Genomic DNA, 24,530 nt, shown 5'->3' on the forward strand with positions numbered 1-24,530 from the left:
GCTAGGCTTTCCGCATGACCGCTGTATCACCGCCCACTTCATTCACTCCTGCGCACCTGAGGGAACGGGTGCAGGAAATCCTGTCTGCGGGATCGCTGCCGCCCATCGTCCAGGCCGGGAATCCCGTACTCCGCCAGCAGGCCGCGCCCTTCGACGGCCAGATCAGCGCCGGCGAGCTGGACCGGTTGATTGCCCTCATGCGCGAAGTGATGTACGAAGCCCCTGGTGTGGGGCTGGCCGCCCCGCAACTCGGAATCCCGCTGCAGCTGGCAGTCCTTGAGGACCAGTACGACGTCGACCCCGAGGCCGCTGCCCTGCGGCACCGTAGCCCGTTGGAGTTCCTCACCATCATCAACCCGCACTACACGGCCGTCGGAACGGAAAGCGCAGCGTTCTTCGAGGGGTGCCTCTCCCTGACCGGCCTGCAGGCAGTGGTAGTACGGCCAGAACGGGTGCTGCTCCGGTTCGAGACCCCCGGAGGCCTGGCGTCGGAACGGGAATTCGAGGGCTGGCAGGCGAGAATTGTGCAGCACGAAACCGATCACCTCCATGGCACCCTCTACGTTGACCGCGCCGAGTTGAGGTCCTTGAGCTCGAACGTCGAGTACGCCGCCAACTGGGCCGAGCCGGGGATCGGAAAGGCGCGTGCGGCCCTGGGCTTCCTGCCCGAGAACCCCTGACGCGCCTGCACCCCAGCACGCCTCCTCGTCACTCCGGCGGTGCGTCTGCCGGATTTGCGTCGGTCGGGAGGAACCGAGCCCACCAGCGCAGGATGTGCTCGAATCTCTGACGCCGGTGCTGCGGCCTGCCTGACCGGGAAAGTTCATGGTCCTCGCCCGGGAACACCAGCAGCTGGGCTTCCACACCCCGCCGCTTCAGGGCCGTGAAATACCGCTGGCCCTGCTCCAGCGGACACCTGAGGTCGTTTTCGCTGTGGATGACCAGCGTCGGGGTCTGCACGTTGCCCACGTGCTCGAACGGGCTTTGCGCGGCGACCCCCACCGTTGAGCTGCCGAGATATTCCCTGCCGAAGTACCAGCCAATGTCGGCCGAGCCCTCGAAACTGACGGGGTCCAGGAATCCACGCTCCACAATGGCACCCTGGAACCTGTGGTGGTGCGCGATGGTCCAGGCGGTCAGGTATCCGCCGTACGAGCCGCCCATGATGCCCAGCCGGCCCGCGTCCAGCGCCGGAAATTTGGCCAGCGCCCCGTCCAGGAACGCGAGGATATCCTCCATGTCGTCGGTGCCAAAGCGGCCCTTGATGGCCAGCCCGTGTTCCCGGCCGTAGCCGGCAGAGCCGCGCGGATTGCACATCAGCACGGCATAGCCCGCAGCCGCGTACACCTGGGCTTCATCGAACAGGGCAACGGTGAACTGGGCAAACGGCCCGCCATGGATGTTCAACAGGACCGGGTGCGGACCCTTACCCGCAGGCCTGACGAGCCAGCCATGGACGGGATAGCCATCGGGTGCCTCAAACGTCAGCTCCTGTGGAACCAAAATGTCCGTCTGTGTCCGCAGAACGGCCGAAAAGTCTGTCAGCAGCCGCAGCTGCCCGTCGTCGAGCACTCCGACGTCCCCGTGGGTGGACGGATCGCCGAATACGACGAGCAGCGAACCACCCGCCCAGGCAGCCCCCGTCACCACCTTGTCACCGTGCACCAGCAGGGCATGCCCGCCCGTCGCCCCCAGCTCGAGGAGCTCAACCGAGCCTTGCGCGTTGTTCAGGACCAGGGCGTGGTCCGGGCCGCGGAGCTCAATCCGGGCACCCGGACCGGCAACGTCCATCAGCTCAGGGTCGGTCAGCGCAACCGGCACGCCGCCGTCGGCCGTAACGCAGTACAGCACGGCGTTACGTGCCACGAAGTCCCGGCCGGAGCCGCCCAGGTCCCGGGCAATGTAGAACAGCCATCTGCCGTCCCGGGACTGCCGGACCTCCGATACGGTTTGAGGTGCGGCTACTCCCTGATCCACCGGGAGGGGGTCGCCGCCGGTGACCGGCACCCTGTAGATCAAGGTGGCCAAGTCGTCATCGTTCTCCGGCGGTGCTGCCACAAAGTAGACGGCTGATCCGTCTGCACTGAAAACTCCGGAGCTGGCCTCCGTGGCGAGCGATGTCAGCTGCCGGGCTTCCGGCAGCGACGGAGCCGCAGGCGGTGCCAGCGGTTCGCCGCCGAGTTCCGGGACGTCCACGATGAACAGCTGCTGCGGCTTGTCGCGCGTGTAGCCAACGCTGTTCAGCCTGTACTGGTAGGAGGAGATCAGCCGTGGGGCCTCCGCCTCCGCGGTGATGGCTTCGCTGCGGCCGTACCGTCCGGCCTCGGGCTCGCGGGAGCTGAAGACAATGCGGTGCGAATCGGGAGACCAGGCGAAGGACTCCACTCCGAGCAGCCTGTCGGTAATGACCTGGGGTTCACCGCCGCCGGCCTCCACCACGACGAGCTGCGCTTTCGATGATGGTCCGCCTGTCCGGAGGAAGGCGAGGACCAGTCCATCAGGAGAGAATGCAGGGCCGGTGTCCCGGAAGCCCCTGGTTATTCGCCGCGGCAACTGCTCCTGGTTCAACGGGATGTTCCACAGCTGGCCCACGTAGGAATCAGCAGTGAAATCCGGCCTGGTCACCGACACAACAGCACGGCTGCCGTCCGGGTGAACCGCCGGTGCGGAGACGGAATTGAGCAGCGGGAGGTGTTCTGGCTTCACCCACGTGAGCCTAACGTGCGGCTTTCCCCCAAGCGAACATGCGGCCGGAACACTCGCGCGGGCTCCGCGGCGGCCCGCTCCCCGCCCTAAGATAGTCCGTATGCCATCAAGCCCCCGCCCTCCGCTGCGCTGCCCCGTGTGCGGCGCCGCACTGAATGTCCGGGGCGGGCCGGGTGACGCGGCCCGCAAGGCCTTGGTCTGCGGGTCCGGGCACGGCTTCGACGCGGCGAAGCAGGGCTACTTCAACCTGCTGGTGGGCAAGGGGACAGTCTTTGAAGCCGACACCGCAGAGATGGTGGCGGCCCGGTTCGCTTTCCTCGACGGCGGACATTACCGCCCCCTGGCAGACGCCGTCGCGGCCGCCGTCGTGTCCGGGATAACCCCGGGCGAACCATTCACAGTCCTCGACTCGGGTACTGGGACCGGCCACTATCTCAGGGTGGTGCTGGATGAGGTGCAGCGGCGCACCGCCAGCTGCGCCGCCGTCGCGCTCGACATCTCCAAGTTCGCGCTCCGCCGCGCCGCGCGCCTCAACCCCGGGGCCATCAGCCTTGCCTGCGATGTCTGGCGGCCGCTTCCGGTGGCCGACGCCGCCGTCGATGCCATCACGGTGATCTTCGCCCCCCGCAACGCCGCCGAATTCGCCCGGGTCCTCCGCCCCGGCGGAAGGCTGGTGGTGGTGACGCCGCGCGCCGGACACCTGGCTGCTGTTGCCGCCCAGGCAGGGATGCTGTCCATTGAGGACGACAAGGACGCGCGGCTGGCAGAATCCCTCTCGCCGCACTTCGCCGCCGAGTCCACCCGGGACCTGGATATCCTGATGATGCTAACGCCCAGCGAGCTGGCTGACCTGGCCTTCATGGGTCCGGCCGGGCACCACCTGGACCGCGCGGCCATTGCGGCCAAAATCGGGAACGGCGGGGTGTCGACCCAGGTGGAGGCACGATTCCGGATCACGGTCTTCCGTCCGGCACGGTCCGCACCGTAACGACTTGGCCACGTTCAACCGCTGCCCTTCACGCAACCTGCCGTCCTGCTTTCCGGCGGACTAGGATAAATAAACAGCTACCGAATGGTCAAGGGGGACGGAATGTTTGAATGGCTCGGCGAAAACTGGTGGGCCCTGTGGCTCACCGCCTTCCTCGCGTTCGCAGTGATCGAAATGATCACCCTTGACTTGTTCTTCATCATGCTCGGCGGCGGAACACTTGCCGCGCTCGTCGCAGATTTTGCCGGCGCTGACCTGTGGCTGCAGATTGTGGTGTTCTGCGTCGTCTCCCTGCTGATGATCGCCTTTGTCCGCCCGGTGGCACTAAGCCATCTGAAAAAGGGACCCGCCGACCAACGCACCAACATTGACCGGCTCATCGGCGAGCAGGCCCTGGTGATGGAAGCAGTCAGCTCCACCGGCGGCCTCGTCAAGATCGGGGGCGATGTCTGGAGCGCCCGGTCCTCCGGTGGCGTCCTGCCTGCCGGCCAGAAGGCCGTGGTCTCCGCCATCGACGGGGCCACGGCTGTGGTTTCCGCCCAGCCGGAGCAGGCCACTCAGTCCTAAGTACAGCCTAACAATTGGGGAATAGGAGTCGTATGGACAACGCAGGAGGAGCCGCCCTGGCCATTGTGCTGGTGGTCCTGATCGTGTTCGTGATCATTGTCTTGGTCCGCTCGGTGCGGATTATCCCGCAGGCGAGGGCCGGCGTCGTTGAACGGCTCGGCAAGTACCAGCGGACCCTTAACCCGGGGCTCACCATCCTGATCCCGTTTGTGGACCGGCTCCTGCCGCTCCTGGACCTGAGGGAGCAGGTGGTGTCCTTTCCGCCGCAGCCGGTCATCACCGAAGACAACCTGGTGGTGTCCATCGACACTGTGGTGTACTTCCAGGTCACTGATCCGCGTGCCGCCACCTATGAGATTGCCAACTACATCCAGGCCGTGGAGCAGCTCACCACTACCACCCTGCGTAACGTTGTGGGCGGCCTGAACCTGGAAGAGGCGCTCACATCCCGCGACCAGATCAACGGCCAGCTGCGCGGTGTCTTGGACGAGGCAACCGGCCGCTGGGGCATCCGGGTCTCGCGCGTGGAGCTCAAGGCCATTGACCCGCCCCACTCGATCCAGGACTCGATGGAGAAGCAGATGCGGGCCGAGCGAGACCGCCGCGCTGCGATCCTCACGGCCGAAGGCACCAAGCAGTCCGCCATCCTCACCGCCGAGGGCCAACGGCAAGCATCGATTCTTGCGGCTGAGGGCGACGCCAAGGCGGCCATCCTCCGCGCAGACGGTGAGGCACAGGCCATCCAGAAGGTCTTTGACGCCATCCACAAGGGCAACCCCGACCAGAAGCTCCTGGCCTACCAGTACCTTCAGACGCTTCCGAAAATCGCAGAGGGATCATCAAACAAGCTGTGGATCGTTCCCAGCGAAATTGGCGAGGCACTCAAGGGCATCGGCCAGGCGCTCGGGGGTACCAATCCTGGTCCGACCGCGGGCGGCGGCGGGCTTTTCGACGAGGAACCCGCTAAACAGCCTGGGTCCTGACACGGATTAGCCTCATGCGGGGCGGGAGGGGATGCGCGCTTGGTCGCGGGTCCCCTCCCGTTTTGCGGCTAGGCCCCACACCGGTATAATTGGGTATTTGTCCGGTCGGACCAGATCCGCTGGAACAAGAAAGCTTCGCAATGCGTTGAATCTTATGATGCAGCACAGTGCACACAGTAGTCCGGGGCGGTTATGCCGTTCCGGCTTGCGTGGAGTCCTGCTCCGCGAACCGACCAGAGGGAGAAAACATGAGCGATCGCAGCCTGCGGGGTATGCGCCTTGGCGCGCAGAGCATGGAGACCGAGTCCGGCGTTGAGCCGGCTCCGCGCCAGCGCGTCGAATACCGGTGCGAGGACGGCGAGCAGGTCTTCGTGACGTTCTCTTCAGAGGCTGAAATTCCTCCTGTGTGGGTTTCCAAGACCGGCAAGGAAGCGCTCCTCGTTGATGGCGAACGTCCGGACACCAGCAACGAAAAGGCTGTCCGTACGCACTGGGACATGCTCCTGGAGCGCCGTTCCCTTCCGGAGCTGGAGCAGATCCTCGAGGACCGGCTGACCATCCTGCGCGAGCGCCGTGGCGAACGGCGCAGCGCCTGACCACAGCGGCGGTCACGGCCTCCCACCGAGGTCATAGCGTCATCGATTGACGCGATCTGAACGATTAAGAAAGGGCCGGGCCGGCAACGTGATCACGTTGCCGGCCCGGCCCTTATCTTTGTCCTAACGGCGTTGCAGGTCAGCCCTGCGCCGGATCCTTCTTGCCTGTGAGCTTGTTCCAGCGTGCTTGCAGGCCCCACCTGGTGACGTTGATCATGGCCTCAACAACAATGTTGCCGCTCATCTTTGACGCTCCGAGCTCGCGCTCCACGAACGTAATGGGGCGTTCCTCGATCCTGAGGCCCAGCTTGGCTACACGCCACGCCAAGTCAACCTGGAAGCCGTAGCCCACTGAATCGACAAGGTCGAGGTTCAGTTTTTCCAGCGTGGTCCGCCGGAAGGCGCGGTAGCCGCCGGTGACGTCCTTGATCTTCAGGCCCAGCATCAGCCGGGCGTACGTGCTGCCGGTGCGCGAAATCGCCTGCCGGTACAGCGGCCAGTTGACCACGCTGCCACCGGGAACCCAGCGGGATCCCATGGCAAGGTCCGCGCCCTGTTCAACGGCTTCCAGCAGCTGGGGAAGCTGTTCGGGCTGGTGTGAGCCGTCCGCATCCATTTCCACCAGGACGTCGTAGCCTGCCTCGAGTCCCCATTTGAACCCGGCAATGTAGGCGGCTCCCAGGCCTGCCTTGCCTTTGCGGTGCAGGACGTGGACCTGTGCATCCTCGGCGGCAAAGCCGTCCGCAAGCTGACCGGTGCCGTCCGGGCTGTTGTCGTCCACCACCAGTACGTCCGAGGCCGGTACGGCTGCGCGGAGGCGTTGAAGAGTCTTGGGCAGCGATTCCAGCTCGTTGTAAGTAGGAATGATGGTGAGGACGCGCACAAAGGGCCTTCCTGGACGGGAGCGGTCGGAGCGGCTGAACCGTAGCGGAATAGCTGGCGGTCAGGCGCAACTACCTATTATAGGGCGCTTTATGGGGGCGTTGGCCGGTGTGTCCGGTCAGGAGCGCAGTGCCGGACTCGAATGCAGCTCCACGCCGTCCTTCACGGTCTGCAGGCACACCGGGTCCACGCCGGTATCAAGTGCCGGGAGAAGGGGCGTGCGGGCACGCGGATCCGTGCTCCAGGACTGGACGCGGCCGTCCGCCACCTGGACCATGAGCTCTTCAGCATCCCAAACAGCGAAACTGGCTGGTGCGCCGGGAACCAGTTGCCCGGCCATCGGGTTGTGGTGCTTTGCTGCCCGCCACCCCGCACGGGTGTGGCCGAGGAACGCTGCGCGGGCCGAGATCCGTTCAGCGTGGTTGTGGTGTTCCAGGCAGGCACGCACGCTGGACCACGGGCGCAGTGGTGTCACCGGGCTGTCGCTGCCGAAGCAGATAGGAACACCGGCAGCATAGAACGAGGCAAACGGATTCATGGAGCGGCTCCGGCTCCCCAGGCGCTGCTCATACATGCCGCCTTCGTTCCCCCAGTCAGCGTCGAACCGTGGCTGGGCGCTGACGGTGACGGAGTAGCGGGCCAGCTGTTGCACTGATTTGGGGTCTGCGACTTCCACATGTTCGAAGCGGTGGCCGGCGGCTCGGATCCGTTGTTCGCCCACTTCGGCGGCAGCGAGTTCCAGTGCCTCCAGTGCGGCATCAAGTCCCGCGTCGCCGATGACGTGGAAGCCGCCCTGGATGCCCAGCAGCGAGCAGGCCGCCAGGTGGGCGCCGGCCTGCTCTGCCGAGAGGTAGAGGCTGCCCCGCTCCCCCGCCGCGTCGCTGTAGCCGGCCCTCAGCGCCGCTGTCCTGGAGCCGAGGGAACCGTCAATGTTCAGGTCGCCTGCCAGGCCGCGCACGGATACGCCCAGTTCGTCCAGCAGCGCGCGGGCCTGCTCCTCGGAGGTGGCCAGTTCGCCCCAGTACGGCAGGATTTCCGGCATGGCCTCTCCGGCCGCCGTGTTCCACGCGGCGGCAAGGCGAAGGTCGGAAACTCCGCCTATATGCGGCGCGGCCATCTCCGCCAGTGCCACATAACCGTTTTCGGCCGCTTCGGTCAGGGCGCGCCGCTGGTAGGCCAGGAGGCTGGCCTCCGGGAGCCGCCGTGCTTCCTTGCGGGCCGCTGTATGGGCGGCGCGCTTCACTTGTGAACCCGCGCTGTAGCCGTCCAGTCCGCCAAGCCCGGCGGCCGCAGCCAAGGAGGAAGAGATCAACGCCGAATGCGCATCGACCCTGGCGAGGAACACCGGCCTGCCACCGGCGGCCTGCTCAAGCTCCTCGGCCGCCGGCAGGGCCGGGTCCTCCCACGTGGATTCATCCCAGCCATGACCCAGCAGGGGGCCGTCGCCTTTGGCTGCGGCCACGGCATCGAGTAATTGCCGGGCGGAACGGATCCCGCCCAGCTGGAGGGAACCCAGTGCGATGCCGGTTTCCGTGAGGTGGACGTGGGAGTCAACAAACCCCGGCGCTACGAGGGCGCCATGGAGGTCGATGATCTCCATGGAACTGTCGGCGATGGAGGATGCCGCCTGATCGGAGCCGACCCAGGCCACGGTGTCGCCGTCAACCAGCATGGCGGTGGCAAAGGGGTCTGCTGCTGTGTAGACCGAGCCGTTGCGGTACAGGACCACCTTCCGCTCGTGCGGCGCGGGCGTGGTGGAACGTTCAGTGGTCATGCGGGCGAAGCTCCTGGGGCTAGGGGGAAGAAGGCAGGCTGTTCGTGCATCAGAGCCGGGACATCAAAGTACGGAAGAGTAGGCCACGACGCCGCGGCGGATGAGTGATATTGCTTCTGCGCAAAGCCTGGAGACGCGCGGATCCAGGCCGGGAATCTTGGCGAGCTGGTCCAGGAGGTCGATGACCTGTTTGACCCAGCGGACGAAGTCGCCTGCCGCCAGGTCCGTGCCGTTGAGCACTTCCTGGAGGTGCCGTCCCTTGGCCCATTTGTACATCGGCCAGACAAGACCCAGCTCCGGTTCGGCAGTCAGCGGAAGCTTGTTGGCTTCTTCCACGTCCTCCAGGGCCGACCATTCCCGGATCACCACATCCACGGACGATTCAAGCGAGACGCTGGGCATCCGGGGGCGGAGGCCCCTGTCCTCGCGTTTGGCCTGGTAGACCAGGACGCTGGCCAGGGCTGCTACTTCGACGGCGTCCAGGTCGTTGAGTGCGCCCAGCCGCAGTGCTTGCGAAATCAGCAGGTCCTTCTCGCCGTAGATCCGGCGGAGCCGCTGGCCGTCCGGGCTGATGGCCAGGCGCCCGTCAGCTCCTGCTTCCAGGTAGCCGTAGGCGGAAAGGACATCGCAGACGCGATCGAAGGTCTTGGCAATGGTGTTGGTCCGGCCCTGGATCTGCCGGACCAGGGCATCCGTCTCCCGGCGCAGCTTCCACCAACGCTCAGACCAACGGGCGTGGTCTTCACGCTCGCTGCAGCCGTGGCAGGGGTGGGCCCGGAGCGCCTGGCGAAGCTCCGTGATGCGTTTCTCCTGATGGGGCAAAACGGACCCCAGGCCAAAATCAGTGCTGCGGCCCGGTGACGGCGGGCGGTTCTCCCGGAGTGCGTTCCGGGCCGACGATGCGAGGTCACGCCGGGACTTGGGGACCTTCGCATTGAACGACTTCGGGATCCGGATCCGGGTCAGGGGTGCGATGGGGCCCTCAAGGTCCTCGGTGCCGATCCGCCTGAGCTGGTTGTCGAGCGTCAGGATGGCCGGCCGCGGCTCCCTGCCGCTGTGGTCCGAGCTCAGCACAATGGCCGGCCCGGGCGCCCGCCCTCCCGGGACGTCCACCACGTCGCCGGGCATCAGCCGTGCCAGGGAGTCTTCATTCAGGGACTTGTGAGCCCGGGACTTGCTGCGCGAGGTGACGTTTTCGGCGTCGGACAGTTCACGGCGCAACCGGGCATACTCGGTGAAGTCTCCGAGGTGGCAGGTCATGGACTTCGCGTATCCGGCGAGGGATTCTTCGCGGCTGCGTACCTGCTTGGCAAGTCCGACGACGGACCGGTCAGCCTGGAACTGCGCGAAGGAGGATTCAAGGATTTCCCGCGCACGCGCGCGGCCAAACTGCGCCAGCAGGTTGATGCTCATGTTGTACGTCGGCCGGAAGCTCGAGTTCAGTGGATACGTACGGCGCGAGGCGAGGCCGGCAACGGCTGTAGGGTCCGTGCCCGGCTGCCAGAGGACAACGGCGTGGCCTTCGACGTCGATGCCACGGCGGCCCGCGCGGCCGGTCAGCTGGGTGTACTCCCCCGCGGTGATGTCCACATGGGCTTCTCCGTTGAACTTGTCGAGCTTTTCCAGGACCACGGAGCGGGCCGGCATGTTAACGCCCAGGGCCAGCGTTTCCGTGGCGAACACGGCCTTGACCAGGCCCTCGACGAAAAGTTTCTCCACGACTTCCTTGAAGGTAGGAAGCATGCCGGCGTGGTGTGCCGCGAAGCCACGCAGCAGTCCGTCCCGCCACGTCCAGAAGCCCAAGACATCCAAGTCATCGGACGGAATGTCCTGCCCGGCCTCGTCGACGCGCTGGGCGATGATCTGCTGCTCCTTCTCGGTGGTCAGCCAGAGTCCGGACGAGACACATTGGGCAACGGCGGCGTCGCAGCCTGCCCGCGAGAAAATAAACGTGATGGCGGGCAACAGGTCCTGCCGGTCCAGGCTGGCAATTACTTGGGGCCGGCTGGCCTTCCGGACAGCGCCGGGCTGGGCTCCCTGCCTTGGGCGGTCCTCTGTCCGTTGCCGGTGCTGGCGGCGCTGACTTCGTCCGCCGTGGCCGAACCGTCCGGCGAAACTTTGCTGGCCTTCGGTGCGGGCCATCCTGAGCAGGTCCGGATTGACTTCGAAACCCTGGCCCTCGGCGGCATTGGTGGCTGCCGGGAGCCGTTCCCGGACCGGCAGTGGAGCTCCGGTCTCCGCGTCAGCAGGCGGGGCGATTTCGTCGAAGGTGGTTTCCCCGGCGAACAGGTCCACGATGTCCCGGCCCACCATAACGTGCTGCCACAGGGGAACCGGCCGGTGCTCGGAGACAATGATGTCGGTGTCCCCGCGCACCGTGTCCAGCCACGCACCGAATTCTTCCGCGTTGGAAACGGTGGCGCTGAGGGAAGCCACCTGGACTTCGCTGGGGAGGTGGATGATGACTTCCTCCCAGACGGCGCCACGGAAGCGGTCCGCGAGGTAGTGGACTTCGTCCATGACCACAAAACCGAGGTCATCCAGGGTGTCCGAGTCCGCGTAGAGCATGTTCCGGAGGACTTCCGTGGTCATGACCACCACGGGGGCGTCGCCGTTGATGCTGGTGTCGCCGGTCAGGAGACCGACGTTTTCCACCCCGTACTTTTCGGAGAGTTCCGTGAATTTTTGGTTGCTCAGAGCCTTGATCGGGGTCGTGTAGAAGGCCTTGAGGTTTCGTTCCAACGCGAGATAGATGGCAAATTCGCCCACGATGGTTTTACCGGCACCAGTGGGGGCAGCCACCAGCACTCCCTTGCCCTCCTGGAGGGACCGGCAGGCGAGGCGCTGGAATTCGTCAAGTTCAAAATCAAGGGTGCGGACAAACCCGCCGAGGTAGGTGCCCGCTTCGGCCGTGCGTTCCGCGCTGGCCCGGTAGCTTTCAGAGGGCGAGAGTGGCCCGGAAATAGAGGACATGCCTCAAGCCTAGTGCGCCACACGCTACAGGTTCTTCAGTTCGTTGCCGGGCGTCGCGATGTCGGCTGTCGCGTCCGTCTCAGCAGCCTGTTTCGCCACGCGCTTGTCGCGGCGCTTGTCGTTGAAGATACACAGCCCGATCGCCGCGAAGAACAGGATCAGCAGCGGCGCAGCAAGCAGGAACATGGACAGCGCGTCCGTGCCTGGTGCAGCCAGTGCCGCCAGGACAAAGACCAGGAAGACGATGATCCGCCAGGCTTTGAGGATGGTCCGGCCCCTGACCACACCGGCCATGTTGATGCCGACCAGGATCACGGGGACCAGGAACGAGATCCCAAGGATCAGCAACATCTGGGTGGCAAACGTCAGGTAGTCGGTGGCCGAGATGTTGTTGGCGCCGGTGGCTGGTGTGAACTGCAGCAGCGCCCTTACCACGGTGGGGAACACGAGCCAGGCTACAAACACACCGGCCAGGAACAGCGGCACAGCGGCCGCCATGAAGCCGAGCGTGTAGCCGCGTTCCTTCTTGGTCAGACCCGGGGTGATAAAAGCCCACACCTGATAGATCCAGACAGGGCTGGAGATAACCAGCCCTATCTGGATGGCAATCTGGATCTTGAACGCAAAAGGATCCGCGATGGTCGCGAAGTTCAGGACCGCGGTGCGCCCAGTATCCCGGGCAATGGAAATCAGCGGGTCCGACAGGCTGGCCACGACTGGATCGTAAAGGAACCAGCCACCCACGCCGGCAACCAGTACGGCGATCGCCGACTTGATCAGCCGGTTCTTCAGCTCTTTGAGGTGGTCCCAAAGAGCCATCCGCCCCTCAGGGTTGGACTTACGGCCCCGCGTCAGTGCCACTTCGGGTTAGGCGCGGGTCGACGGCGGAACGTCAGTGCCGTCGGTCGGCTCACCGGGCTTCGCCGGCGGGTGGTTAACGACCTTGCCTTCCACCGGGCCGGAAGCCGTGTCGGTGGAGTCGGTCTTGCCGTCGTTCTTCATTTCCTTGACCTCGGACTTGATGATCCGCATGGACTGGCCAAGGCTGCGGGCCATGGCAGGGAGTTTGGGCGCGGCGAAAAGCAGCAGCGCAACGACGATGATAATGACAATTGGCCACGGGCCATCAAAGAGTCTTCCCACGGGAAATCCTTTCCTCTAACAACATCCTACGTCTAACTGAGATTGAGATCGCGAAGCGACTGGGGCTGGCCCCGGTCGTGCTTACGCTGGACGCGCCTCTGGCGGCGGCCCTCCCGGCGGGATGACTTGGATGCGTCGTAATCATGACGCATCCGGGCCGGTGAGGCAAAAACAGCCGCACCGGGCTGAGCCGACCCTGGCGGCTGGGAGCCGTCATCGACGGTGGCCGCTGCCGGCGCCAGGTGTGCCACTTTGGCTCCGGCGGCGCCCAGGTCCTTCATTACCGCCATGAACTGGCGGTACAGCCGGATGCCCAGGAGGACATAAAAGAGCAGGGAGAGCGCAATAAGCGCAATCCAGATCAGGATCCAGGACCACCAAGGCATGCTGAAGAGTCTAGCCGCCGTACCGGGCCAGGGCCGCCTCGATCCAGTCCAGCGCTGCCGCCCCCAGCTCGGCAGGTTCGAGGATCCGGGCGGCCCCGCCGTGCTGGGCCACGAACATGGGAAGCCAGGCAGTGCTGCCGAACCGGATCTCGGCCACGAGGCCGCCGTCGGGAAGGGGCGCCACACGTTCGGCGTAATAATCGTCCGCCAAGCCGGCGCCCTGCCTGGTGAGCTGTACGAGGACCGTGGTGTCGTCGTCGTTGGGCGTGAACAGCTTGGCCGGAAAGCTTTCCCCGGCCCGGACGTGCGTGGAGGCGGGATTTCCGTTCGTGTGGACCTCCTGCACCCGGTCCAGCCTGAAGTTCCGCAGCCCCTGGGCTGAATGGCAGTAGGCCTCGAAGTACCAGGTGTTGTCCAGGGAATACAGGCGGAGCGGATCCACGTCCCGTTCGGAGACCTGGTCGCGCTGGGCGGAGAAGTACACGAGCCGCAGCTGCAACCGCTCCTGGATTGCACCACGGACAACGTCAAGGACGGCCGAATCCGAGGGTCCCACCTCCGGACCGGCAAGCGAACCGGCCCGCAGCCCCTCTTCGCCGGCCGCTGCCATCAGTTTGAGGGTCACCGACTCCAGGGCACCTCCTTCGGCAAGTTCGGGAAGCCCATTGAGCGTCTCGAGCCCGGTCAGCAGCGCGCAGGCCTCGTCCACAGTGAACCGGACCGGCCTCTTGAGATCCAGGTCCTGGGTGATGTAAACGTGGCCTTCCTCCCAATGGATGTCCAGGAGGTCGTCTGGGTATCCCTCGGGAAGTCCGGAGCAGATGAGGATCCGCAGGTCGTTTTCCAGCTCCGCGGGCGTGACACCGAAGCGGGCTGCGACGTCCTGGATGTGCAGGCCCTGGTTGTGGACCAGGAACGGCACCAGCTGCAGCATGCGCTTGAGCTGGTCCTCAGAGGTGCGTTTGCGGACGGCGCGGCCCCGCGGTGCGTCCGCAAACAGATAGGCAGGGCTGGGAGCGGCGCAGAAGGCGGCCGCGTTGCGCAGCCGGTGCCGCACGGCTGCCACCAGCTCGTCGGGAGCATGTGCCACAGCGTCCGGGCCATAGGATGCGAACTCCTCGGCCAGCACCTCAGCGTCCCTGAAGTTGACCTGCAGCCGTTCGTAGCCGGCGTCGGGCGTTCCCGCACTCCCGTCGGCAACCGGCGTGGCGCGCCGGCGCAGGCCAAGGAGGCGCCCCTCCCGGACGTCCACGACGGCGGTCCGGAGCGGGAGCTCCGGAAGCCGGGACAGTTCTGCGCGGACATTGAAGTTCGGCGGCGCCGGGTAGGTTTCCTTCTCCAGCACCGTGACGGGGCCCGTGAACCGGGAGAGCCGGAAGTGGCGCGGTTCCTTGCGCGAGCGGTCGTAGCCGGTCAGATACCACTGGCCGAAGCGGCTGCCGAGGCCCCACGGCTCCACCGTCCGTTGCTCTTCCTTGCCGGTGGTGCCTGCCAGGTAGGGAAAGCTGACGGGGTGCTGGGCGTGCATGGCAGCCACCACATCATCAAAGGCCTGGCCCGCCGGCCGGATCCGCGGCTGGACACCAACCGGAAGTTCGACGTCGGACACGGCGCCGGAGGCCTGGAGCTTGCGGAGGGCGCTGGCAGCGGCGGTTCCCAGGGCGGCACGCTCCCACAACTGGGACGCCAGGAGGAGGACGGTCCACTCCCCCGGGCTGAGCTGGACATCAGGCAGGCGGTTCGATTCCTTGCCGATGCGGTAGCGGGTGGTGGCCGGATCATCTTCGCTCCAGCCGAGATCCGTGACGGTCTCCACATCGAAGCCGAACTGCCGGAGGTCATTCTTGTCCCGCTCAAACATCCTGCCGAAGGCCACGTCGTTGCCGGACGTGTCATGGTAGACCTTCGCCCGCAACTCGGCCCGGCGCAGGCCGTATTTGGTGTTCAGCAGGGCTATCAGGAGGTTCAGCAGGCGTTCACTACGGGAGACGGACACGCTGGCTACGTTACTAAACTCCTCCGCGGAAAGCAGAAAGCGCGGCAACCAACAGGAAAACAAAACCCTGATTGTTACCGCGCCTTCCGGCGTTACGATGCTTCGGTCAGCGGACGCCCACGAGGTCCACCACGAAGATCAGCGCTTCGTTGGGGCCAATGGCTCCGCCGGCCCCGCGGGAGCCGTACGCCAGTTCGGAAGGAATCTCCAGGCGACGGCGGCCGCCCACCTTCATGCCCAGCAAGCCCTGGTCCCAGCCCTGGATGACCTGGCCCACGCCCACACGGAAGTCCAACGGGGCGCCGCGGCCCCAGGAAGCGTCGAACTCTTCGCCGGTGGACCAGGCCACACCGACGTAGTGGGTGGAGACAGTGTCGCCCTTTTTGGCCTCAGCACCGTCCCCCTCGATGAGGTCGGTGATAACCAATTCGGTGGGGACATCGCCTTGCGGGAAGTCAATTTCCGGCTTCTGGCGGTCGAAATCGCGCTGACCAAATGACATGGTTGCTCCTTTGATAATTTGGGTGGGTGATGTGTTGCTGTTTACTTGACGCCGAGGATGTCCACAACGAAGACAAGGTCACCCTTGGCTTCGCCCTGGCCGGCATCACCATACGCGAGGTCCTTGGGGACCACCAGAAGGACCCTGGAGCCCACCGTCTTTCCCGCCAGTCCCTGGGTCCAGCCCGGAATAACGCCGGTCAACGGGAAGCTGGCCGGCTCGCCGCGGTCAAAGCTTGAATCAAATTTAGTGCCGCCCACGAGGTTCACGCCAACATAGTTGACGGTCAACGTGTCGGTTTCCTTTACCTCCGCGCCGGTGCCCTTGATCAGGTCCTGGGCCACGAGTGCTGTGGGCGCGGCGATTCCGTCAACGGAGATCTCCGGCACGCCCTGGTCGTTGTCCTTCACGGTCGGCAGGCCGGCGGGCGGGGTGACAGTCTCGCCTTCGGGCTTTGCGAGCGGAGCGACGGTCTGCGGTGCGTCCTTGGTGGAGAGCACCTTGATCAGGAGAAGCTGCGTTGGCTGGGCGGGGGCGCCTTCAGCGGTTGCGGCCTGGCCCGGGATGGCCAGGGCAAGGCTCGAGCCGACCTTGGAGCCAACAAACGCGCTGTAGATAAGCGGGCTTCCGGTCTTCAGTTCCTCGTTCAGCTGCAGGGGTTCGGGCTCGCCGGGGAAAGTGTCCTCCAGCGTGGAACCGTCCGCACCGCTGAGCGCGAGGATGGAGATGTTTGCGATCTGGTTCTCTTTGACCCGGTCACCGTCACCTTCGGCGACCACCTTGATGGTGGGTTCGGTGACTTCGAGGGGCTTGGAGAACTCGACACCGGGAGCCTTCTTGTCCCCGTTGTCCGTCAGTTTCAGGGAGTCGAACTTGGCAGTGTCACCGGCAGACTGGCTGGTGGGTTCCGGTGCTGCGGGCGAACCGCCACAAGCGGTAAGCAGCAGCAGGCCGGGGATCAGGATTGCTAGGAGTCGGCGCACGTAAGAGAACTTTCGTCGGGGCAGGGTGGACGCGGAACCGGAATCAGGCGCCCGGCACCGCTGCAAGGCCAAGGAACGGCCCCATCAAGGATAGCCCGTGAACCTGAACGTCAGCCCATAGAGCCCAGCAGGGCATCCACCCTCTCATCGACGCTTCGGAAAGGATCCTTGCACAGGATGGTCTGGTGCGCGCGGTCGTTCAGCTTCAGGTGCACCCAATCAACCGTGTAATCCCTGCCCAGTTCCTGGGCGCGCCGGACGAAATCGCCCCTCAGCTTGGCCCGCGTGGATTGCGGCGGCACGTCCACGGCGTCTTTGATCACGGTATCGTCCACAACCCGCCGAACCGCACCCCGGGACTGCAGGATGTAGTACAGCCCGCGGCTCCGCGAAATGTCATGGTACGTAAGATCGAGCTGGGCAATCCTGGGCGCGTCCAGGCCCAGGCCGTGCCGCTGCCGGTAGTTGTCCATCAGTTTTTTCTTGATGGCCCAGTCGATTTCCGTGTCGATGGTGCTGGTGTCACCGCTCTCGATGGCGTTCAGGGTCCGTTGCCAAAGATCAAGGATGAACGGTACGTGGGGATTGTGGGCCCCTTGCTCCTGAACAAAGGCCGTGACCTTGGTGAGGTACTCCTGCTGGATCTCCAGGGCCGTGAGCTGGCGGCCGTTGGCCAGACGGACCAGCGCCCTTCCACTGAGGTCGTGGGAAATCTCGCGGATGCTGCGGATGGGGTTTTCCATCCTCATGTCGCGCATGATCACTCCCGCCTCAATCATGCGCAGGATGAGGTCCACGGTGCCAACCTTGAGCAGGGCTGTGGTTTCGGACATGTTGGAGTCGCCCACAATGACATGGAGCCGGCGGAAGAATTCGGCGTCGGCGTGCGGTTCATCGCGGGTGTTGATGATGGGCCGCGACCGGGTGGTGGCGGAGGAGACGCCCTCCCAGATGTGGTCTGCCCGCTGGGAAAACGCGTACGTGGCCCCGTGCGGAGTCTTCAGGATTTTCCCTGCGCCGGCGATCAGCTGGCGGGTCACCAGGAAGGGAATCAGGATCTCCGCGAGCCGGGAGAATTCGCCGCGGCGCGGGATGAGGTAGTTTTCATGGCTGCCGTAGGAGTTGCCGGCCGAATCGGTGTTGTTTTTGAACAGGTAGACCGTGCCGTTGAATCCTTCCGCGGCCAGCCTTGCCTGTGCCTCGTCCACGAGATCGTCCAGAATCAGCTCACCCGCGCGGTCGTGCGCAATGAGCTGGGCCAGGTCATCACATTCGGCCGTGGCGTACTCAGGGTGTGAGCCGACGTCGAGGTACAACCGGGAGCCGTTGGTCAGGAACACGTTGGATGACCGTCCCCAGCTGACCACCTTGCGGAACAGGTACCGGGCCACTTCTTCCGGGGCCAACGGCCTCGAATCGGGGCTCGAATACGAGATTCCGAACTCGGTCTCGATACCGAAGATTCTCTTGTCCATCTCAGTCCTCCTCAGCAAGCAGCGCCGTGATATCAGAATCGTTGAGCCGCCGGAAGGCCCTGCGGAAACCCCGGGAGGTCTCCGACTGCCTGTCCAGCACGGCAACCTCCACGGCCTTGGCCGGAAGGGTTCCTCCCGCTTCGCCCTGTTCAGCGGCCGGGTCTGGGCCGCTGGCCAGGCCGCGGGTAGCCAGGCGTACAGCGCCTGCGAAACGCAGCGACGGTCGCCAGCCCTCGGCGATGACCGCCGAGACACGCTCCGCCTGGCCGCCCATCACGATGAAGCCGTGCTCGTCGGCGATGGACCCGTCGAAGGTGAGCCGGTAGAGGTGGTCCAGTTCCGGCGTGGGGCCAACCTCGGCGACGGCCAGTTCCACTTCGAAGGGTTTCTGTTCTGCGGTGAAAACGGCACCGAGGCTTTGCGCGTAGACACTTGCGAGCCCGCGTGCGGTGACGTCCTCGCGGTCGTAGGAGTAACCACGGACATCGGCGTACCGCACCCCGGCCTGGCGCAGGCTTTCGAATTCGTTGTACTTGCCGACGGCGGCAAACGCGATTTTGTCGTAGATCTCGCCGATTTTATGCAGTGAGGGTGAGGGGTTCTCAGCGACCAGGGCAATTCCGTCCTGGCAGCTGATGACCACCACGGACCTGCCGCGGGCGATGCCCTTCCGTGCGAAGTCCGCACGGTCCTTCATCAGTTGTTCAGGCGAGACATAGAACTGCTGCGTCATCTTAGGCCTCCCGCCGTTCGGCGGACCTGGCTTCGATAATCCTGCCGGACACAGCGGCGAGCTCGGATTCGGGGATCCGCCGGGCGCCATCCCTGTTCACGGTGTACACCACGGGCCACAATTGACGGACGGGATCCGGCCCACCTGTGGCGGAGTCGTCGTCGGCCGCGTCGTAAAGGGACTCGACCGCCACGGAGACTGCCTCGGCTTCGGCCAAGTTGGGCCGCCAGAGCTTCTTCAGCGCGCCACGGGCAAAAACGGAACCGGAGCCGACCGTGTGGTGCTCGCGTTCCTCGTACCTGCCGCCGGTGACGTCGTAGGAGAAGAGCCGGCCCACGCCGGCAGTTGTGTCGAAGCCGGCGAACAGCGGCACGACGGCGAGTCCCTGCAGGGCCATCGGCAGGTTCCCGCGGATCATGGCCCCCAGCCGGTTGGCTTTGCCGTCGAGGCTCAGCAGCGTGCCCTCGATCTTTTCGTAGTGCTCCAGCTCCACCTGGAAGAGCCGCGTCAGGTCAATCGCGATGCCTGCCGTGCCGGCGATTCCCAGCACCGAATACCTGTCGGCCGGAAACACCTTTTCGATGTGCCGGCTGGCAATAACGTTGCCCATGGTGGCCCGCCGGTCACCAGCCATCAGGACGCCGCCGCCATAACTCATCGCCACGATCGTGGTGGCATGGGGCACCTGCAGGGGAGCTGTCGCCGCCGCTGCAGCAGGCATGGCACGGTTGTACGGAAGCAGGTCCGGCCGGTCGCGCTGCAGATGCTCGGTGAATGAGGATGTCGCGTTGCCGGCTACCTGATTGGCGGTTGTTTCCTGCACTGATGCACTCCTTGTACGTGGTCCTTCAACGACGGTACAGATTCCGGCCGGACGCGGCTTCCGCCACCCATCCGGATCCGGGTTACTGGCCGCCCTTTTGGACGAAGGCGCGGACGAACTCCTCGGCGTTGGACTCCAGTACGCCGTCGATTTCGTCCAGGAGGTCGTCGACGCCCTGGGTGGCAGCCGATGCCTGGGCTTCCGGGGCTGCCGGAGGCGCCTCCGGGATCTCGTCCTCGACCTGGCTGTCGTGTGATTGTGGCTTCTGCTGCTCCTGGCCTGCCATGGTGATCTCTCCTCTAAAAAATCCTCGGATCCGGACGGATCTGCTGATACGCCAATATTGCCACGCTGTCCGCCCGACGGCGCGGTTTACGCCGCAGGCGGAGCGGTGTTATGCCCCAAAAGCTCGGCGAGGAACGGACCTGCCGTCCGGTGGCGGGCAAAGAGCCCTCCCGTGAGGGCCTTGGTGCCGCGCAGGGGCTCCCGGGTCGGCACGCGCTGAAGCCGGCCGTAGCCCGGTACATCGAAGATGACCGAGTCCCAGCTGGCCCCCACGACGTCCTTGCCGAAGCTGCTGATGCAGCGTCCGCGGAAGAAGGCACGCGTGTCCGACGGCGGTTCGGTCATCGCTGCGGCGATGGCACCGTCGTCGACGATCCGCTGCATGCGGTTCCGTGCCAGGAACCGGTAATACAGTCCCTTCTCCGGCCTGATGTCTGCCCACTGGAGGTCCACAAGGCCGAGCCTCGCGTCACCCCAGGCAAGGTTGTCGCGGTTCCGGTATCCCTCGAGAAGGGAGAGTTTGGCCAGCCATTCCACGGAGCTGGCCGCCGCGTTCCTGTCGGAATCGAGCTGGGTCAGCGTGGCAGCCCAGCGTTCCAGCACGCCATGCGTATGGCCGTCCCCGTCCACGGCATCTGCAACGCCGGTGTCCTGGGCCAGCTTGGCCGCCGCCTCGTGGTATATCCATTGCAGGTCCAGGGCCGTTACACGGCGCCCGTCCAGCAGCCTGAGTTTGGCTGTCAGCGACGTATCGTGGCTGACGGCCTGGAGGGCTGCGACGGGTTCGTGCACCTCAACCTTGGGCGCCAGCCCGGCCTCGATCAGGCTCAGGACCATGGCAGTGGTGCCGAACTTGAGGTAGTTCGAGGATTGGCTCAGGTTGGCGTCACCGATGATCACATGCAGGCGCCGGTATTTGTCGGCGGTGGCGTGCGGCTCATCCCGGGTGTTGATGATGGGACGCCGGATGGTGGTTTCCAGGCCCACCTCCGCCTCGAAGAAGTCTGCGCGCTGGCTGATCTGGTACCCGGGCGTGGAGCTGTCCTGCCCCAGGCCCACCCTCCCGGCGCCGCAGATGATCTGCCGCGTGACGAAGAACGGCGTTAGCCCCCGCACGATGTCCCCGAAGGGTACCGAGCGTGGCATGAGGTAGTTCTCGTGGGAGCCGTAGGACACGGATTTGTTGTCCGTATTGTTTTTGTACAGGTTGACCGGGGGCAGTTCGGGATCCGCGGCCAGGCGGCGGACGGCCGCCAGCGCGACGAGGTCCCCGGCTGCATCCCAGATCACCGCATCGCGGGGGTTGGTCACCTCGGCACTGGAGTACTCCGGGTGGGCATGATCAACGTACAGGCGCGCTCCGTTGCCTAGGACCATGTTCATCAGGAGGCTGCCGGACTCGTCCTCACCGTCCAGTTCCAGTTCCTCGCGGCCGTAGGCAAGCGCCACCGCTTCGGCGTCGAGTACCGGCGGCTGGTCTGTCAGCTGGCTGGGGTGGGCCGAGGCCCTTTCCAGGGTCCAGCCACGGGCGTCGTGGAGGGGCTCCTCGTCGGTGTAGTCCCAGCGGGTCTCTGCCCCTCCCGCTGCCCTTTGCCGCGTCACCTGGGCATAAGCCTGGACAACGCGGGCGGACATCATAGTGGCGTTGGCTCCGGGAGCGGACGGGGCGTGGATGCCGTATTCCGTTTCCGCCCCCATGACGCGCATGGCCCCGCCGGCCGGGAGCGCTCCCCCGCCGGCGCGTTCCGGGGCTGCCGTCACAGGTACTGTCCCGTGTTCGGCATCGTTTCGATGGACTTGCCGGGCTCCTGGCCTGCCTTACCCTGCACGATGGTGCGGATGTAAGTGATCCGCTCGCCCTTCTTACCTGAGATCCGGGCCCAGTCGTCCGGGTTGGTGGTGTTGGGCATGTCCTCGTGCTCGCGGAATTCATCCACCACGGCACGCAGCAGGTGCTCGATTCGGAGACCTTTCTGGTGGAGGGTCAGGAGATCCTTGATCGCGTACTTCTTGGCCCGGTCCACAACGTTCTGGACTACGGCGCCTGAATTGAAGTCCTTGAAATAGAGCATTTCCGTATCGCCGTTGGCGTAGGTGACTTCCAGGTACTCGTTGGACTTCTCCGTGGAGTACATGGCTTCAACCGTCCGCTGGACCATGGCGTCCACTGTCAACTGGACGTCGCCGTTGTGTTCGGCGAGGTCGGACTCGTGGAACGGCAGGTCCGTGGTGATGTATTTGTTGAAGATATCGGCCGCGGCCTCCGCGTCGGGGCGCTGGATTTTGACTTTCACGTCCAGGCGGCCGGGGCGGAGGATTGCGGGGTCGATCATGTCCTCGCGGTTGGATGCACCGATAACAATGACATTGTCCAGCCGCTCCACGCCGTCGATCTCACTCAGCAGCTGCGGAACGATGGTGGTCTCGACATCGGAGGAGATCCCGGTTCCACGCGTCCGGAACAGCGAATCCATTTCGTCAAAGAAAACCACTACGGGGCTGCCGTCAGAGGCCTTCTCCCGGGCCCGGGAGAAAATCAGGCGGATGTGGCGCTCTGTCTCGCCCACGTACTTGTCCAGAAGCTCCGGACCCTTGATGTTGAGGAAATAGCTCTTCAGGTCCACATTGCCGGAGCGCTCCGCGGCGCGGGCGGCGAGGGAGTTGGCAACAGCCTTCGCAATCAGGGTCTTGCCGCACCCTGGCGGACCGTACAACAGAATGCCCTTCGGGGCTTTCAGCCCATGCTCGCGGTAGAGGTCCGGGTGCAGGAACGGCAGTTCCACTGCGTCCCGGATCTGCTCGATCTGCGGACCAAGGCCGCCGATGTCCTCGTACGTGATGTCGGGGACTTCTTCGAGGACCAGGTTCTCCACTTCGGAGCGCGGCACTTTTTCGAGGGCGTAACCGGTGCGCGAGTCGATGGACAGTGCGTCCCCCACCCTGAGCTTTTCGGTGAGCAGGGCTCCGGAGAGCCTGATGACACGCTCCTCATCCGCCCGCCCCACCACCAGTGCGCGGTCCGTTCCAAGCATTTCCTTGAGGGTGGCGAGTTCACCGGCGCGTTCATAGCCGAGGCCGGCAACAACCAGCAGTGCCTCGTTGAGGAGGACCTCCTGGCCGACCGCCAGCTGGCTGATGTTGACCAGGGGGCTGATGCCCACCCGCATCTTCCGGCCGGCGTTGAAAATGTCCACCGATTCCTCGGTGGCAGCCTGGCCGCTGTTGCCCGCTGACGGCAGCCGCCTGGGATTGAGCTGCAGGACGGTGCCGAAGCTGTACGGGGGCTGGCCCTCCTGGTCCAGGGCATTTTTCAGACGCAGAATCTCGGCCTTGGCCGCTTCCAGCATGCTGACCAGCTTCGCGTTGTTCTGCGTGGCGGCCGCAAGCTGGCGGTCAATGTGCCTGAGCTTGTCGCGGAGGACATTGGCCTGCCGCTCCGCAGCCGTCAGTTCGTTGGCGGCCGACTGCTCCGCCGGTGTACGTCCGGAGTCCTGATTCGGCGTCTCCATGATGCATCAGCCCCTTCCTGCTCTTCTTCTTAAGACCTTAGCCCCAAGTTGGCAGGTACTGCTGGAGACTCCCGAAATGTGGACTAGTTCGTGATCTCCGGTTCGTCCTTGACGTTGGTGCCGGCAATGGCATCGCGCGCGGCCCGACGGAGCTTCTTATCGGAGACGAGGCGTTCGCCGACGGCACCGGGTGTCCAGGCGTTGACGTCTTCTTCGTTGAAGCCGGTCTTGGAGGGGCGGCGCTTGACGGAGATACCGGTGACGCCGTCGGCAAGCCGGCGGGTGACCAGCAGGAAGCCGGTGTGGGCCACCATGCGGTGGTCCGGACGGACAGCCAGGCCCTCAAGGTGCCACCCGCGGACCATGGACTCCCAGGCGTCGGGTTCGGTGAAGCGGCCATCGGCCCTGATGGCCTCCGCGGTCCGGGAGAGCTGGGTGACCGTGGCAACGTAGTTGATCCAGACGCCGCCGGGTGCGAGGACAGTGGCGACGGCATCAAGGCACTCCCAGGGTGCCAGCATGTCCAGCACGACACGGTCCACGGATCCGGGTTCCTCGCTGCGGACTACTTCCTCCTGGAAGTCGCCAAGGGAGATCTTCCACGCCGGGTGCGGGCCGCCAAAGATGGTTTCCACATTCCCGCGGGCGATGTCCGCAAATTCCTCACGGCGCTCGAAGGAGTGGAGGTAGCCGTTGTCGCCAACGGCCCGGAGCAGCGAGATGGACAGCGCTCCGGAGCCAACGCCGGCTTCAACAACCCTGGCGCCGGGGAAGATATCGGCCATGGTGACGATCTGGCCGGCGTCCTTCGGGTAGACCACTGCGGCGCCACGCGGCATGGAGAGGACAAAGTCCGAGAGGAGGGGGCGCAGCGTCTGGTACTGCTGGCCGACGTTGTTCACGACGACTGAGCCATCTGCTTTTCCGATGATCTCGTCGTGGTTCAGGAAGCCGCGGTGCGTGTGGAAGGCGCCGCCGCTTTCGAGAGAGATCGTGTTCATACGGCCGCGCTCGTCGGTCAGCTGGACCCGTTCGCCTTCACGGAAAGGCCCGCGGCGGCGGGCAGCTCCCACCGGCTGGGTGCCATTGGCGGCAACACCGGTGGTTGGTGCTGCGGCTTCGGCGGCAGTTTCGCTGCTCATGGATTTTCCTCGCTCCTGTAAAACTGTGGGGCCACGCATCGAAATAGGTCCGCCGGGTGTGGCGCAGGCCTCCGGGCGGCCACG

22 protein-coding genes are annotated in these 24,530 nt (G+C 65.1%); 5 read left to right on the forward strand and 17 right to left on the reverse strand.

Annotated elements, in window-relative coordinates:
* Window positions 1-14 precede the first annotated feature (14 nt).
* Window positions 15-680 (forward strand): peptide deformylase, encoded by a 666-nt coding sequence (locus MUN23_RS19670; protein ID WP_248760551.1) that lies wholly within the window; start codon window positions 15-17, stop codon window positions 678-680.
* Between the two features lie 28 nt (window positions 681-708).
* Here the strand turns inward: MUN23_RS19670 and MUN23_RS19675 are convergent, their stop codons facing one another.
* Window positions 709-2,706, reverse strand: coding sequence for a S9 family peptidase (locus tag MUN23_RS19675; protein ID WP_248760554.1), 1,998 nt, complete (start codon window positions 2,704-2,706; stop codon window positions 709-711).
* A 100-nt stretch (window positions 2,707-2,806) separates the two neighbouring features.
* Between MUN23_RS19675 and MUN23_RS19680 the strand changes: the two genes are divergently transcribed.
* From MUN23_RS19680 to MUN23_RS19695, 4 genes are all read left to right on the forward strand, one after another.
* On the forward strand, window positions 2,807-3,694 hold the full coding sequence (locus MUN23_RS19680) for a methyltransferase domain-containing protein (RefSeq protein ID WP_248760556.1): 888 nt from the start codon (window positions 2,807-2,809) through the stop codon (window positions 3,692-3,694).
* Window positions 3,695-3,796: 102 nt separating this feature from the next.
* On the forward strand, window positions 3,797-4,261 hold the full coding sequence (locus MUN23_RS19685) for an NfeD family protein (protein WP_104060872.1): 465 nt from the start codon (window positions 3,797-3,799) through the stop codon (window positions 4,259-4,261).
* A gap of 32 nt (window positions 4,262-4,293) precedes the next feature.
* A complete protein-coding gene (locus MUN23_RS19690; protein ID WP_058932460.1) occupies window positions 4,294-5,244 on the forward strand; it encodes an SPFH domain-containing protein in 951 nt (316 codons plus the stop codon).
* 248 nt (window positions 5,245-5,492) lie between these two features.
* Window positions 5,493-5,840, forward strand: a complete 348-nt coding sequence (locus MUN23_RS19695; RefSeq protein ID WP_003802221.1) for an RNA polymerase-binding protein RbpA — start codon at window positions 5,493-5,495, stop codon at window positions 5,838-5,840.
* A gap of 139 nt (window positions 5,841-5,979) precedes the next feature.
* Here the strand turns inward: MUN23_RS19695 and MUN23_RS19700 are convergent, their stop codons facing one another.
* From MUN23_RS19700 to MUN23_RS19775, 16 genes are all read right to left on the reverse strand, one after another.
* Window positions 5,980-6,723 (reverse strand): polyprenol monophosphomannose synthase, encoded by a 744-nt coding sequence (locus MUN23_RS19700; RefSeq protein ID WP_248760558.1) that lies wholly within the window; start codon window positions 6,721-6,723, stop codon window positions 5,980-5,982.
* Between the two features lie 117 nt (window positions 6,724-6,840).
* Window positions 6,841-8,496, reverse strand: coding sequence for an amidohydrolase (locus MUN23_RS19705; protein WP_248760560.1), 1,656 nt, complete (start codon window positions 8,494-8,496; stop codon window positions 6,841-6,843).
* A gap of 63 nt (window positions 8,497-8,559) precedes the next feature.
* A complete protein-coding gene (locus MUN23_RS19710) occupies window positions 8,560-11,469 on the reverse strand; it encodes an RNA helicase (RefSeq protein ID WP_248760562.1) in 2,910 nt (969 codons plus the stop codon).
* A 24-nt stretch (window positions 11,470-11,493) separates the two neighbouring features.
* A complete protein-coding gene (tatC, locus tag MUN23_RS19715; protein ID WP_141140630.1) occupies window positions 11,494-12,288 on the reverse strand; it encodes a twin-arginine translocase subunit TatC in 795 nt (264 codons plus the stop codon).
* A gap of 48 nt (window positions 12,289-12,336) precedes the next feature.
* Window positions 12,337-12,612: a Sec-independent protein translocase subunit TatA gene (tatA, locus tag MUN23_RS19720; RefSeq protein ID WP_248760564.1), complete on the reverse strand. Its 276-nt coding sequence runs from the start codon at window positions 12,610-12,612 to the stop codon at window positions 12,337-12,339.
* Window positions 12,613-12,644: 32 nt separating this feature from the next.
* Window positions 12,645-12,998 carry a hypothetical protein gene (locus MUN23_RS19725; protein ID WP_248760566.1) on the reverse strand — a complete coding sequence of 118 codons (354 nt, stop codon included), beginning with the start codon at window positions 12,996-12,998 and terminating at the stop codon, window positions 12,645-12,647.
* A gap of 10 nt (window positions 12,999-13,008) precedes the next feature.
* Window positions 13,009-14,994: a YafY family protein gene (locus MUN23_RS19730; protein WP_248760567.1), complete on the reverse strand. Its 1,986-nt coding sequence runs from the start codon at window positions 14,992-14,994 to the stop codon at window positions 13,009-13,011.
* A gap of 106 nt (window positions 14,995-15,100) precedes the next feature.
* Window positions 15,101-15,496 (reverse strand): FKBP-type peptidyl-prolyl cis-trans isomerase, encoded by a 396-nt coding sequence (locus MUN23_RS19735; RefSeq protein ID WP_056340002.1) that lies wholly within the window; start codon window positions 15,494-15,496, stop codon window positions 15,101-15,103.
* 41 nt (window positions 15,497-15,537) lie between these two features.
* On the reverse strand, window positions 15,538-16,479 hold the full coding sequence (locus tag MUN23_RS19740; protein WP_248760569.1) for an FKBP-type peptidyl-prolyl cis-trans isomerase: 942 nt from the start codon (window positions 16,477-16,479) through the stop codon (window positions 15,538-15,540).
* A 110-nt stretch (window positions 16,480-16,589) separates the two neighbouring features.
* Window positions 16,590-17,954, reverse strand: a complete 1,365-nt coding sequence (gene pafA, locus MUN23_RS19745) for a Pup--protein ligase (RefSeq protein ID WP_056339994.1) — start codon at window positions 17,952-17,954, stop codon at window positions 16,590-16,592.
* Window position 17,955: 1 nt separating this feature from the next.
* A complete protein-coding gene (gene prcA, locus MUN23_RS19750) occupies window positions 17,956-18,687 on the reverse strand; it encodes a proteasome subunit alpha (RefSeq protein WP_248760570.1) in 732 nt (243 codons plus the stop codon).
* Window position 18,688: 1 nt separating this feature from the next.
* Complete coding sequence (gene prcB, locus MUN23_RS19755) at window positions 18,689-19,510, reverse strand: proteasome subunit beta (protein ID WP_248760572.1); 822 nt, start codon at window positions 19,508-19,510, stop codon at window positions 18,689-18,691.
* A gap of 82 nt (window positions 19,511-19,592) precedes the next feature.
* Window positions 19,593-19,796, reverse strand: coding sequence for a ubiquitin-like protein Pup (locus MUN23_RS19760; protein WP_056339984.1), 204 nt, complete (start codon window positions 19,794-19,796; stop codon window positions 19,593-19,595).
* 86 nt (window positions 19,797-19,882) lie between these two features.
* Window positions 19,883-21,556, reverse strand: coding sequence for a depupylase/deamidase Dop (gene dop / locus MUN23_RS19765; RefSeq protein WP_371875942.1), 1,674 nt, complete (start codon window positions 21,554-21,556; stop codon window positions 19,883-19,885).
* A complete protein-coding gene (arc, locus tag MUN23_RS19770; protein ID WP_248760574.1) occupies window positions 21,553-23,304 on the reverse strand; it encodes a proteasome ATPase in 1,752 nt (583 codons plus the stop codon). The genes dop and arc overlap by 4 nt, the downstream gene beginning before the upstream one ends.
* Window positions 23,305-23,387: 83 nt before the next feature.
* Window positions 23,388-24,446, reverse strand: a complete 1,059-nt coding sequence (locus MUN23_RS19775) for a tRNA (adenine-N1)-methyltransferase (protein ID WP_248760575.1) — start codon at window positions 24,444-24,446, stop codon at window positions 23,388-23,390.
* Window positions 24,447-24,530: the final 84 nt, after the last annotated feature.

Source organism: Pseudarthrobacter sp. SSS035, assembly GCF_023273875.1.
In the GTDB taxonomy this organism is placed as follows: Bacteria; Actinomycetota; Actinomycetes; order Actinomycetales; family Micrococcaceae; genus Arthrobacter.